This is a genomic window from Pseudomonas sp. A6 (genome assembly GCF_052367875.1).
Lineage (GTDB): Bacteria > Pseudomonadota > Gammaproteobacteria > Pseudomonadales > Pseudomonadaceae > Pseudomonas > Pseudomonas citronellolis.
The window spans coordinates 1282731-1293285 of the sequence record NZ_CP198970.1; the positions used below are offsets into that span (position 1 = coordinate 1282731).

General features: G+C 66.3%; 14 protein-coding genes. 9 read left to right on the forward strand and 5 right to left on the reverse strand.

Features of this window, described 5'->3' with window-relative positions:
• Positions 1–88: 88 nt before the first annotated feature.
• Genes lptB through ACTWJ5_RS05825 form a run of 5 tightly spaced genes read right to left on the reverse strand, consistent with a single transcriptional unit; the run spans position 89 to position 3414 of the window.
• Positions 89–814 (reverse strand): LPS export ABC transporter ATP-binding protein, encoded by a 726-nt coding sequence (lptB, locus tag ACTWJ5_RS05805; RefSeq protein ID WP_074977698.1) that lies wholly within the window; start codon positions 812–814, stop codon positions 89–91.
• Positions 814–1350 carry a lipopolysaccharide transport periplasmic protein LptA gene (lptA, locus tag ACTWJ5_RS05810; protein ID WP_009617806.1) on the reverse strand — a complete coding sequence of 179 codons (537 nt, stop codon included), beginning with the start codon at positions 1348–1350 and terminating at the stop codon, positions 814–816. Before lptA ends, lptB begins: the two co-directional genes overlap by 1 nt.
• Complete coding sequence (gene lptC / locus ACTWJ5_RS05815) at positions 1337–1906, reverse strand: LPS export ABC transporter periplasmic protein LptC (protein ID WP_074977701.1); 570 nt, start codon at positions 1904–1906, stop codon at positions 1337–1339. The genes lptA and lptC overlap by 14 nt, the downstream gene beginning before the upstream one ends.
• Before the next feature lie 8 nt (positions 1907–1914).
• Complete coding sequence (locus ACTWJ5_RS05820; RefSeq protein ID WP_058488599.1) at positions 1915–2439, reverse strand: KdsC family phosphatase; 525 nt, start codon at positions 2437–2439, stop codon at positions 1915–1917.
• Complete coding sequence (locus ACTWJ5_RS05825; protein ID WP_407733227.1) at positions 2440–3414, reverse strand: KpsF/GutQ family sugar-phosphate isomerase; 975 nt, start codon at positions 3412–3414, stop codon at positions 2440–2442. It abuts the gene before it with no gap.
• A gap of 243 nt (positions 3415–3657) precedes the next feature.
• Here ACTWJ5_RS05825 and ACTWJ5_RS05830 point away from each other — a divergent pair, with 243 nt between their 5' ends.
• The 9 genes from ACTWJ5_RS05830 to hisD all read left to right on the forward strand — a co-directional run bounded on the left by ACTWJ5_RS05830 (position 3658) and on the right by hisD (position 10447).
• Positions 3658–4467 carry an ATP-binding cassette domain-containing protein gene (locus tag ACTWJ5_RS05830; RefSeq protein ID WP_074977706.1) on the forward strand — a complete coding sequence of 270 codons (810 nt, stop codon included), beginning with the start codon at positions 3658–3660 and terminating at the stop codon, positions 4465–4467.
• Complete coding sequence (gene mlaE / locus ACTWJ5_RS05835; protein WP_074977709.1) at positions 4467–5264, forward strand: lipid asymmetry maintenance ABC transporter permease subunit MlaE; 798 nt, start codon at positions 4467–4469, stop codon at positions 5262–5264. The genes ACTWJ5_RS05830 and mlaE overlap by 1 nt, the downstream gene beginning before the upstream one ends.
• On the forward strand, positions 5264–5740 hold the full coding sequence (gene mlaD / locus ACTWJ5_RS05840; protein ID WP_009617817.1) for an outer membrane lipid asymmetry maintenance protein MlaD: 477 nt from the start codon (positions 5264–5266) through the stop codon (positions 5738–5740). Before mlaE ends, mlaD begins: the two co-directional genes overlap by 1 nt.
• Positions 5741–5760: 20 nt before the next feature.
• The gene (locus tag ACTWJ5_RS05845) at positions 5761–6414 is read left to right on the forward strand and encodes an MlaC/ttg2D family ABC transporter substrate-binding protein (RefSeq protein ID WP_074977833.1); all 654 of its coding nucleotides are present in this window, start codon (positions 5761–5763) and stop codon (positions 6412–6414) included.
• Complete coding sequence (locus tag ACTWJ5_RS05850) at positions 6411–6722, forward strand: STAS domain-containing protein (protein ID WP_058488600.1); 312 nt, start codon at positions 6411–6413, stop codon at positions 6720–6722. Before ACTWJ5_RS05845 ends, ACTWJ5_RS05850 begins: the two co-directional genes overlap by 4 nt.
• 114 nt (positions 6723–6836) lie before the next feature.
• Positions 6837–7076, forward strand: coding sequence for a BolA family protein (locus ACTWJ5_RS05855; RefSeq protein ID WP_009617824.1), 240 nt, complete (start codon positions 6837–6839; stop codon positions 7074–7076).
• A 21-nt stretch (positions 7077–7097) separates the two neighbouring features.
• Positions 7098–8363 (forward strand): UDP-N-acetylglucosamine 1-carboxyvinyltransferase, encoded by a 1266-nt coding sequence (murA, locus tag ACTWJ5_RS05860; protein ID WP_058071415.1) that lies wholly within the window; start codon positions 7098–7100, stop codon positions 8361–8363.
• Between the two features lie 12 nt (positions 8364–8375).
• Positions 8376–9011, forward strand: a complete 636-nt coding sequence (gene hisG, locus ACTWJ5_RS05865) for an ATP phosphoribosyltransferase (RefSeq protein WP_009617828.1) — start codon at positions 8376–8378, stop codon at positions 9009–9011.
• 125 nt (positions 9012–9136) lie between these two features.
• Positions 9137–10447, forward strand: a complete 1311-nt coding sequence (gene hisD, locus ACTWJ5_RS05870) for a histidinol dehydrogenase (RefSeq protein WP_116422602.1) — start codon at positions 9137–9139, stop codon at positions 10445–10447.
• The last annotated feature ends 108 nt before the right edge of the window (positions 10448–10555 follow it).

The window sequence follows — 10555 nt, forward strand, 5'->3', positions numbered from 1 at the left end:
TAGGGCGTTTACGCATAAATCTGTTGTCGGTCGGTCGGGCCGACGTGAGGCGGGCGTCCGCCCCGGCGCGAGGCCGGGGCGAGGGGGCTCAGAGGCGGAACTCGTGGCCCAGGTAGACTTCCTTGACCAGTTCGTTGGCCAGGATGGCCGTGGAGTCGCCCTCGGCGATCAGCTGGCCGTCGTTGACGATGTAGGCCGTCTCGCAGATGTCGAGGGTCTCGCGCACGTTGTGGTCGGTGATGAGCACGCCGATGCCCTTGGCCTTGAGGTGGTGGATGATCTGCTTGATGTCGCCCACCGAGATCGGGTCCACGCCGGCGAAGGGTTCGTCGAGGAGGATGAACTTCGGCGAGCTGGCCAGTGCGCGGGCGATCTCCACGCGGCGGCGCTCGCCGCCGGACAGGCTCATGCCGAGGTTGTCGCGGATGTGGTGGATGTGGAACTCCTCCAGCAGGCCTTCCAGGGCCTCCTTGCGGCCGTTGCGATCGAGGTCGGCGCGGGTCTCAAGGATGGCGCCGATGTTGTCCGCCACCGACAGCTTGCGGAAGATCGAGGCTTCCTGCGGCAGGTAGCCGATGCCGGCGCGGGCGCGGCCGTGCATGGGCAGGTTGGTGACGTCCTGCTCGTCGATGCGGACCACACCCTGGTCGGCGCGGACCAGGCCGACGATCATGTAGAAGCAGGTGGTCTTGCCGGCGCCGTTGGGGCCGAGCAGGCCGACGATCTGCCCGCTGTCGATGCTCATGCTGACGTCGCGGACGACCTGGCGACCCTTGTAGCTCTTGGCGAGGTGCTGTGCGGTGAGCGTGGCCATTACTGGGCTTGATCCTGCTTCTTCTTGGGCTGGATGACCATGTCGATGCGCGGGCGCGGGGTGGTCACCTGGGTGCCGGTGGCGCGGCCGGCGTTGACGATCTGCCGTTCGGTGTCGTAGACGACCTTCTCGCCTTCGAAGGTGTTGCCTTCCTGGATCACCTTGGCCTGGTCGATCAGGATCACCCGGTTCTGGGTGACGAAGTACTGGATGGTCAGGCCGTAGGCCTTGGTGATTTCCTTGTCCGGCGCCGGCTTCTGCTCGAAATAGGCGGGCTTGCCGACCGAGGTGACCACCTCGATCTCACCGTCCTTGTTCTGCTTGAGGGTGACGGTGTTGCCGGTCAGCTTCATGCTGCCCTGGGTCACCACCACGTCGCCGCGGTATACGGCGACGCCCTGCTTGTCGTCCAGTTCGGCGCTGTCGGCCTGCACGCGGATCGGCTGCTCGCGATCCGTCGGCAGCGCCCAGCCAGCGCTGCTGCCCAGGGCGGCGACGAGGCCGAGGAAAAGGGGGAAGGTTTTAACGAACCTCATGCTGACCTCTTACGTTGGACAGCAGGGTCATCCGGCTGTCTTTCAGATACGCTTTCATGCCTACCGCCGTGGTCACCCCTTGGGGCTCGGTGATCTTAACGGGTTGACTGGTCTCGGCATAATCCTTGTCCGGGAACACCGTCATGCGCGTGGTGGTGAGCAGCAGGGTGCGGTTCTGCGCGTCGGTGCGCTGGACCCGGACGTTGTCGATCAGTTCGACCTGCTTGCCTTCCGGGCCCACCTCGGCGCGCACGCTCTGCACGTGCCACGGCTGCGGCTCGCCCTCGCGGAAGAAGAACAGGTCTGGCGTGGTGACGTTGGTGACGTCGGTGGCTTTCATGTGCTCCAGGCGATCGGCGGTCATCTCGTAGGCCAGGCTGCCGTCCTCGCGGTACTGCAGGCTGTGGGCATTGGCCGCGTAGAAGTCGATGGCGTCGTTGCTCGGCGCGACCTGGCGCTCGTTGAAGTCCAGGCGCACGTTCCAGTAGTAGCCCAGTGCGACCAGCAGGATCGCGATCAGGGCGAGGAGGAGCTTCTGGCGAAGGGTCTTCGGCATGTCTGGCTCTACAGGTAGGCGCTTTGCGCCGCCTCGAGGTTGCCCTGGGCGCGCAGGATGAGTTCGCAGAATTCACGGGCCGCGCCTTCGCCGCCGCGCGCCTGGGTCACGCCGTGGGCGTGCTGGCGAACGAAGGCGTCGGCGCTGGCCACCGCCATGCCCAGGCCGACCCGGCGGATGACCGGAAGGTCGGGCAGGTCGTCGCCCAGGTAGGCGACCTGTTCATAGCCTAGCCCGAGTTCGGCGAGCAGTTGGTCGAGGACCACCAGCTTGTCCTCGCGGCCCTGGAACAGGTGCTCGATGCCCAGGTTCTGCGCGCGGCGCTCGACCACGGCGCTCTTGCGGCCGCTGATGATGGCGGTGCGCACGCCCGAGGCGATGAGCATCTTGATGCCGTGGCCGTCGAGGGTGTTGAAGGTCTTGAACTCGCCGCCGTCGGGCAGGAAGTAGAGCTTGCCGTCGGTCAGCACGCCATCCACGTCGAACACCGCCAGGCGCACGCCACTGGCGCGTTGCAGCAGGTCTGCGGTCATTCAGATGACTCCGGCGCGGGTCAGGTCGTGGACGTGCAGCACGCCGACCGGGTGGTCGTCGCCGTCGACCACCACCAGGACGTTGATCTTGTGGTCGTCCATGATCTTCAGGGCTTCGGCGGCGAGCATGTCCGGGCGCACGGTCTTGCCGTGCACGGTCATCACCTGGTCGATGGTGGCCGTGCGCACGTCCACGCCCTTGTCCAGGGTGCGGCGCAGGTCGCCGTCGGTGAACACGCCGGCCAGGCGGCCGTCTTCGCCGAGGACGATGGTCATGCCCAGGCCCTTGCGCGTCATTTCCAGCAGGGCGCCGCTGAGCGAAGTGCCGGGGGAGACCTGCGGCAGTTCTTCACCTACGTGCATGATGTTTTCCACTTTCAGCAACAATCTCCGGCCCAGGGCACCGCCCGGATGGGAGAAGGCGAAGTCCTCGGCGGTGAAGCCGCGGGCCTCCAGCAGGGCCACGGCGAGGGCGTCGCCGAGCACCAGGGAGACGGTGGTGGAGGAGGTCGGCGCCAGGTTCAGCGAGCAGGCCTCGTGTTCGACGCTGGCGTCCAGGTTCACCGCGGCGGCCTTGGCCAGCGGCGACTCGGGGTTGCCGGTCATGCTCACCAGGGTGATGCCCAGGCGCGCGATCAGCGGCAGCAGGGTGATGATCTCGGCGGTGGAGCCGGAGTTGGACAGCGCCAGGACCACGTCGTCCCTGGTGATCATGCCCATGTCGCCGTGGCTGGCCTCGGCCGGGTGCACGAAGAACGCCGGGGTGCCGGTGCTGGCCAGGGTGGCGGCGATCTTGCGGGCGATGTGCCCGGACTTGCCCATGCCGACCACCACCACGCGGCCGCTGCAGCCGAGCAGCAGTTCGCAGGCCCTGGAGAAATCGGCCCCGATGCGTGGCAGCAGGGCATCCACCGCATCGCGCTCGAGGCCGATGGTGCGTTGTGCCGACTGGATGAAATCGTGATTCTGGCTCATGTTCCGATCGCGTGGGGCGAAGTGAAGGGCGAGATTATAACGGTAAAGCGGCCCGGGCTTCACCCTGCCGATACCGGATCTTGCACAGGGAAAGCTGAATCCGAGCTGAATCGCCGGCGGCGGGCCTTGGGCCGCCGCGCGCGCCAATGCTATAGTTCGCCGCCGTTCGGCCTGTCTTGCGTTACCGTGTTCCGACGGTTCGACGGGGCATTGCAGGGACAGGGCCGTCATGCAAGGAGTTCTATGAGCACCGATGAAAAATACGCTGTCGAGCTGAAGGGGGTCACCTTCAAGCGCGGTACCCGCGCCATCTTCGACAACGTGGATATCCGTATTCCGCGCGGCAAGGTCACCGGCATCATGGGGCCGTCGGGTTGCGGCAAGACCACCTTGCTGCGCCTGATCGCCGCACAGCTGCGCCCGGTCAAGGGCGACGTCATGGTCAACGGGCAGAACCTGCCGAAGCTGGCCCGCGCCGACCTGTTCGACATGCGCAAGCAGTTCGGCGTGCTGTTCCAGAGCGGCGCGCTGTTCACCGACCTGGACGTGTTCGAGAACGTCGCCTTCCCGCTGCGGGTGCACACCGACCTGCCCGAGGAGATGATCCGCGACATCGTCCTGATGAAGCTGCAGGCCGTGGGCCTGCGCGGGGCGCTGGAGCTGATGCCGGACGAGCTGTCCGGCGGCATGAAGCGCCGCGTGGCGCTGGCCCGGGCGATCGCCCTGGACCCGCAGATCCTCATGTACGACGAACCCTTCGTCGGCCAGGACCCGATCGCCATGGGCGTGCTGGTGCGGCTTATCCGCCTGCTCAACGATGCCCTGGGCATCACCAGCATCGTGGTCTCCCACGACCTGGCGGAAACCGCCAGCATCGCCGACTACATCTATATCGTCGGCGACGGCAAGGTGCTGGGGCAGGGCACGCCGGCGGAGCTCAAGGAGCTCGACGATCCGCGCGTGCGCCAGTTCATGAAGGGGATTCCGGATGGTCCGGTGCCCTTCCACTATCCCGCGCGCGACTATCGCGCCGACCTGCTGGGGGAACGCTGATGCGCAAGACTTCACTGCTCGAGCGGATTCGCCTGCTCGGGCGGTCGGGCCTCGACGTGCTCGAGGCGCTCGGCCGTTCCACGCTGTTCCTCGGCCACGCCATGCTCGGCCGCCGGGTGCCCGGCGGCATGGGCCAGTTGCTGATCAAGCAGCTGTACTCGGTGGGCGTGCTGTCGCTGGCGATCGTCGTGGTTTCGGGCATCTTCATCGGCATGGTGCTGGCCCTGCAGGGCTACAACATCCTCAAGGACTATGGTTCGGAGCAGGCGGTGGGGCAGATGGTGGCCCTGACCCTGCTGCGCGAACTGGGTCCGGTGGTGACCGGCCTGCTGTTCGCCGGCCGCGCCGGCTCGGCGCTGACCGCCGAGATCGGCAACATGAAGTCCACCGAACAGCTCTCCAGCCTGGAGATGATCGGCGTCGACCCGCTGCGCTACGTGATCGCGCCGCGCCTGTGGGCCGGCTTCATCTCGATGCCGCTCCTGGCGGCGATCTTCAGCGTGGTCGGCATCTGGGGCGGCGCCGCCGTCGCCGTCGACTGGCTGGGCGTATACGAGGGTTCCTTCTGGTCGAACATGCAGAACAGCGTGCAATTCGGCGAGGATGTGCTCAATGGCGTGATCAAGAGCGTGGTGTTCGCCTTCGTGGTGACCTGGATCGCCGTGTTCCAGGGCTATGACTGCGAGCCGACCTCCGAAGGGATCAGCCGCGCAACGACTCGAACCGTGGTCTATGCCTCCCTGGCGGTACTGGGGCTGGACTTCATACTGACCGCTTTGATGTTTGGAGACTTCTGATGCAAACCCGCACCCTGGAAATCGGTGTAGGCCTGTTTCTTCTCGGCGGCCTGCTGGCCCTGCTGCTGCTGGCGCTGCGTGTCAGCGGCCTGACCATCGGGCATTCCAATGACACCTACCAGCTGTATGCCTACTTCGACAACGTCGCCGGCGTGACCGTGCGCGGCAAGGTGACCATGGCCGGCGTGACCATCGGCAAGGTGGTCGCCGTGGACCTGGATCACGACAGCTACCGTGGCCGGGTGACCATGGAGATCAACAAGAGCGTCAACAACCTGCCGGACGACTCCACCGCGTCTATCCTCACCGCAGGCCTGCTGGGCGAGAAATACATCGGCATCAGCGTCGGCGGCGACGACAAGATGCTCACGGACGGCGGCGTCATCCACGACACCCAGTCCGCGCTGGTGCTGGAGGACCTGATCGGCAAGTTCCTGTTGAACTCGGTCAACAAAGAAGAGCCCAAGAAGCAATGACGATGATGAGGATGAACGCCATGCTGACTCTCCTGCGCCGCGGCCTGCTGGTCCTGCTCGCAGCACTGCCGCTGATCGCCAACGCCGCGCCCAATGCGCAGCAGGTGGTGCAGCAGACCGTCGACAACCTGCTGTCCGACCTCAAGGCCAATAAGCCGGCCTACCGCGCCGATCCCAAGCAGCTCTACGCCGCCCTGGACCGCATCCTCGGCCCGGTGGTGGACTCCGAGGGCATCGCCAAGGGCGTGATGACCGTCAAGTATTCGCGCCAGGCCTCCCCGGAGCAGATCAAGCGCTTCGAGACGGTGTTCAAGAACAGCCTGATGCAGTTCTACGGCAACGCCCTGCTCGAGTACGACAACCAGGACATCCGCGTGCTGCCGTCCACCGGCAAGCAGGACCCGGAGCGCTCCAGCGTGAACATGGAGATCCGTGACAGCAAGGGCACCGTCTATCCGGTGCAGTACACCATGGTCAACCAGTCGGGGACCTGGCGCCTGCGCAACGTGATCATCAACGGCATCAACATCGGCAAGCTGTTCCGCGACCAGTTCGCCGACTCCATGCAGAAGAACGGCAACGACCTGGAGAAGACCATCGCCAGTTGGGACCAGGTGGTCGCCCATGCCAAGGATGCCGCCAAGGGCAACCCGGACGAGGGTGGCGCGCAATGACCAGCGCCGCCAGCATCAGCGAGGGCGCGGCCGGCGAGCTGCGCCTGGCCGGGGTGCTCGACTACCGCAGCGGCACGCAGCTGCGCGAGCAGGGCAAGGCCCTGATCGCCGCGAGCGGCGCCCAGCAGTTGGTGGTGGATTGTTCGGCGGTGGAGAAGTCCAGCAGCGTCGGCCTGTCGCTGTTGCTGGCCTTCCTGCGCGATGCGCACCAGGCGGGCAAGAGCCTGCAGGTTCGCGGCTTGCCGAAAGACATGCAAGACATCGCCAAGGTCAGCGACCTCGACGGCATCCTGCCGCTGCAGGGCTGATCGGGGTGCTCGAAAGGCCCTCCGTCCGCGACTTCCCCTGGCGGGGTTCGCAGGCGGGGGGCTTTTTTGTATCATTGCCGGCCCGCGCGCGTTGAGCGCCGATCGAGGTCGAGCATGCAGGCGATTGAAGTCAAGAACATCCTGGAAGCCAAGCTCCCGGGTACCCAGGTCGAAGTGGAAGGCGAAGGCTGCAACTTCCAGCTGAACCTGATCAGTGACGAACTGGCCGGTCTGAGCCCGGTGAAACGTCAGCAGCAGATCTACGCGCACCTTAACGAATGGATCGCCAGTGGCGCCATCCATGCCGTGACCATGAAATTCTTCAGCCGCGCCGCCTGGGCCGAGCGTTCCTGAGCCGCCGGGGATATACCTGCTATGGACAAACTGATCATTACCGGCGGTTCCCGTCTCGACGGCGAAATCCGCATCTCCGGCGCCAAGAACTCCGCGCTGCCGATCCTCGCCGCCACCCTGCTGGCGGACACTCCGGTCACCGTGTGCAACCTGCCGCACCTGCATGACATCACCACCATGATCGAGCTGTTCGGTCGTATGGGCGTGCAGCCGGTGATCAACGAGAAGCTCAACGTCGAAGTCGACGCCAACAGCATCAGGACCCTGGTCGCGCCCTATGAGCTGGTGAAGACCATGCGCGCCTCGATCCTGGTGCTCGGCCCGATGGTCGCGCGCTTCGGCGAGGCCGAAGTGGCCCTGCCCGGCGGCTGCGCCATCGGTTCGCGTCCGGTCGACCTGCACATCCGCGGCCTCGAGGCCATGGGCGCGCAGATCACCGTCGAAGGCGGCTACATCAAGGCCAAGGCCCCGGCCGGCGGCCTGCGTGGCGCGCACTTCTTCTTCGATACCGTGTCCGTGACCGGTACCGAGAACATCATGATGGCCGCGGCCCTGGCCAACGGCCGCACCGTGCTGGAAAACGCCGCCCGCGAGCCTGAGGTGGTCGACCTGGCCAACTGCCTGATCGCCATGGGCGCGCAGATCCAGGGCGCCGGCACCGATACCATCATCATCGATGGCGTGAAGCGCCTGGGCGGCGCCAAGTACAACGTGCTGCCCGACCGCATCGAGACCGGCACCTACCTGGTCGCTGCTGCCGCCACCGGCGGCCGCGTCAAGCTCAAGGACACCGACCCGACCATCCTCGAGGCGGTGCTGCTGAAGCTGGAAGAGGCCGGCGCGCACATCAACACCGGCAACGACTGGATCGAACTGGACATGAAGGGCAACCGGCCGAAGGCGGTGAACATCCGCACCGCGCCGTACCCGGCGTTCCCGACCGACATGCAGGCCCAGTTCATCTCGCTGAACGCCGTGGCCGAAGGCACCGGCGCGGTGATCGAGACCGTGTTCGAGAACCGCTTCATGCATGTCTACGAGATGAACCGCATGGGCGCGCAGATCCTCGTCGAAGGCAACACCGCCATCGTCACCGGCGTGCCGCAGCTCAAGGGCGCCCCGGTCATGGCCACCGACCTGCGCGCTTCCGCCAGCCTGGTGATCGCTGGCCTTGTGGCCGAGGGCGACACCCTGATCGACCGCATCTACCACATCGACCGTGGCTACGAGTGCATCGAAGAGAAGCTGCAACTGCTCGGCGCCAAGATCCGCCGCGTACCGGGCTAGGGCTGACCAGACATGCTGACCATCGCCCTGTCCAAGGGCCGGATCCTCGATGACACCCTGCCGCTGCTCGCAGCGGCAGGCATAGTGCCGACCGAGAACCCGGACAAGAGCCGCAAGCTGATCATCCCCACCAGCCTCGACGACGTGCGCCTGCTGATCGTCCGCGCCACCGACGTGCCGACCTACGTCGAGCACGGCGCCGCCGACCTCGGCGTGGCCGGCAAGGACGTGCTGCTCGAGTACGGCGGCCAGGGGCTGTACGAGCCGCTGGACCTGAAGATCGCCAACTGCAAGCTGATGACCGCCGGCGCGGTCGGCGCGGCCGAGCCCAAGGGGCGCCTGCGGGTGGCCACCAAGTTCGTCAACGTGGCCAAGCGCTACTACGCCGAGCAGGGCCGCCAGGTCGAGGTGATCAAGCTGTACGGCTCCATGGAGCTGGCGCCGCTGGTCGGCCTGGCCGACAAGATCATCGACGTGGTCGACACCGGCAACACCCTGCGCGCCAACGGCCTGGAACCCCAGGAGCTGATCGCCCACATCAGCTCGCGGCTGATCGTCAACAAGGCCTCGATGAAGATGCAGCACGCGCGCATCCAGGCCCTGATCGACACTCTGCGTGAAGCGGTGGAGTCTCGACACCGGGCGTAATTCCCTGCGCGGCCTTCCCGCCGCGCCCGCCTATCCGTGTCATAGCCAAATTTTCTCGGGTGCCCGCACGGTGGGCTTGCTAGTCTAGCGGCGCCCGAGATCACGCCAATTTTAAGAGGCCAGCTATGACCGCACCCTTCGCCATCCGTCGACTCAACGCCGCCGATCCGGACTTCGCGCGTCATCTGGACCATCTGCTGTCCTGGGAAAGCGTGTCCGACGACGCCGTGAACCAGCGCGTGCTGGACATCATCGCTGACGTGCGCAGCCGTGGCGACGCCGCCCTGGTCGAGTTCACCCAGCGCTTCGACGGCCTCGCGGTCGCCAGCATGGCCGACCTGATCCTGCCGCGCGAGCGCCTGGAACTGGCCCTGACGCGCATCACCCCGGCCCAGCGCGAGGCGCTGGAAACCGCCGCCGAGCGCGTGCGCAGCTACCACGAGAAGCAGAAACAGGACTCCTGGCGCTACACCGAGGCCGACGGCACCGTGCTCGGCCAGCAGGTCACCCCGCTGGACCGAGCCGGCCTGTATGTGCCCGGCGGCAAGGCCTCCTATCCCTCGTCGGTGCTGATGAACGCGATTCCCGCCAAGGTCGCCGGCGTCGCCGAAGTGGTGATGGTGGTGCCGACGCCGCGTGGCGAGATCAACGAGATCGTCCTCGCCGCCGCCTGCATCGCCGGCGTCGACCGCGTCTTCACCATCGGCGGCGCCCAGGCTGTGGCCGCGCTGGCCTACGGCACCGAGAGCGTGCCCCAGGTGGACAAGATCGTCGGCCCGGGCAACATCTACGTGGCCACCGCCAAGCGCCACGTGTTCGGCCAGGTGGGCATCGACATGATCGCCGGCCCCTCGGAAATCCTCGTGGTCTGCGACGGCGGCACCGACCCGGACTGGATCGCCATGGACCTGTTCTCCCAGGCCGAGCACGACGAGGACGCCCAGTCGATCCTGGTCAGCCCGGACGCGGCCTTCCTCGACAAGGTCGCCGCCAGCATCGAGAAGCTGCTGCCGACCATGGAGCGCGCCGAGATCATCCGCACCTCGCTGGGCAACCGCGGCGCGCTGATCCAGGTCGCCGACCAGGCCCAGGCCTGCCAGGTGGCCAACCGCATCGCCCCGGAGCACCTGGAGCTGTCGGTGGCCGACCCGCAAAGCTGGCTGCCGAACATCCGCCACGCCGGCGCCATCTTCATGGGCCGCTACACCGCCGAGGCCCTGGGCGACTACTGCGCAGGCCCGAACCACGTGCTGCCCACCTCCGGCACCGCGCGCTTCTCCTCGCCGCTGGGCGTGTACGACTTCCAGAAGCGCTCGTCGATCATCTTCTGCTCGGCCGACGGCGCCTCGGTGCTCGGCAAGACCGCCTCGGTCCTGGCTCGCGGCGAGTCGCTGACCGCCCACGCGCGCAGCGCCGAATACCGGATCAAGGGCTGAAAAGCCGATAAAAACCGATAAAAGCCGCTGGAGGCTTGAGGCTGGACGAAGTGGGTTTCGCCTTTTCGTTCAGCCTCCAGCCTCCAGCCTTCAGCGAATCTTTTAAAG

What these genes read in the sequence shown, in the direction of transcription:
- lptC (WP_074977701.1), bottom strand. Translation starts at nt 1,906, where the DNA reads ATGCCGAAGACCCTTCGCCAGAAGCTCCTCCTCGCCCTGATCGCGATC.
- lptB (WP_074977698.1), bottom strand. Translation starts at nt 814, where the DNA reads ATGGCCACGCTCACCGCACAGCACCTCGCCAAGAGCTACAAGGGTCGC.
- hisG (WP_009617828.1), top strand. Translation starts at nt 8,376, where the DNA reads ATGCTGACCATCGCCCTGTCCAAGGGCCGGATCCTCGATGACACCCTG.
- ACTWJ5_RS05830 (WP_074977706.1), top strand. Translation starts at nt 3,658, where the DNA reads ATGAGCACCGATGAAAAATACGCTGTCGAGCTGAAGGGGGTCACCTTC.
- ACTWJ5_RS05825 (WP_407733227.1), bottom strand. Translation starts at nt 3,414, where the DNA reads ATGAGCCAGAATCACGATTTCATCCAGTCGGCACAACGCACCATCGGC.
- ACTWJ5_RS05855 (WP_009617824.1), top strand. Translation starts at nt 6,837, where the DNA reads ATGCAGGCGATTGAAGTCAAGAACATCCTGGAAGCCAAGCTCCCGGGT.
- murA (WP_058071415.1), top strand. Translation starts at nt 7,098, where the DNA reads ATGGACAAACTGATCATTACCGGCGGTTCCCGTCTCGACGGCGAAATC.
- ACTWJ5_RS05850 (WP_058488600.1), top strand. Translation starts at nt 6,411, where the DNA reads ATGACCAGCGCCGCCAGCATCAGCGAGGGCGCGGCCGGCGAGCTGCGC.
- lptA (WP_009617806.1), bottom strand. Translation starts at nt 1,350, where the DNA reads ATGAGGTTCGTTAAAACCTTCCCCCTTTTCCTCGGCCTCGTCGCCGCC.
- ACTWJ5_RS05820 (WP_058488599.1), bottom strand. Translation starts at nt 2,439, where the DNA reads ATGACCGCAGACCTGCTGCAACGCGCCAGTGGCGTGCGCCTGGCGGTG.
- mlaE (WP_074977709.1), top strand. Translation starts at nt 4,467, where the DNA reads ATGCGCAAGACTTCACTGCTCGAGCGGATTCGCCTGCTCGGGCGGTCG.
- ACTWJ5_RS05845 (WP_074977833.1), top strand. Translation starts at nt 5,761, where the DNA reads ATGCTGACTCTCCTGCGCCGCGGCCTGCTGGTCCTGCTCGCAGCACTG.
- mlaD (WP_009617817.1), top strand. Translation starts at nt 5,264, where the DNA reads ATGCAAACCCGCACCCTGGAAATCGGTGTAGGCCTGTTTCTTCTCGGC.
- hisD (WP_116422602.1), top strand. Translation starts at nt 9,137, where the DNA reads ATGACCGCACCCTTCGCCATCCGTCGACTCAACGCCGCCGATCCGGAC.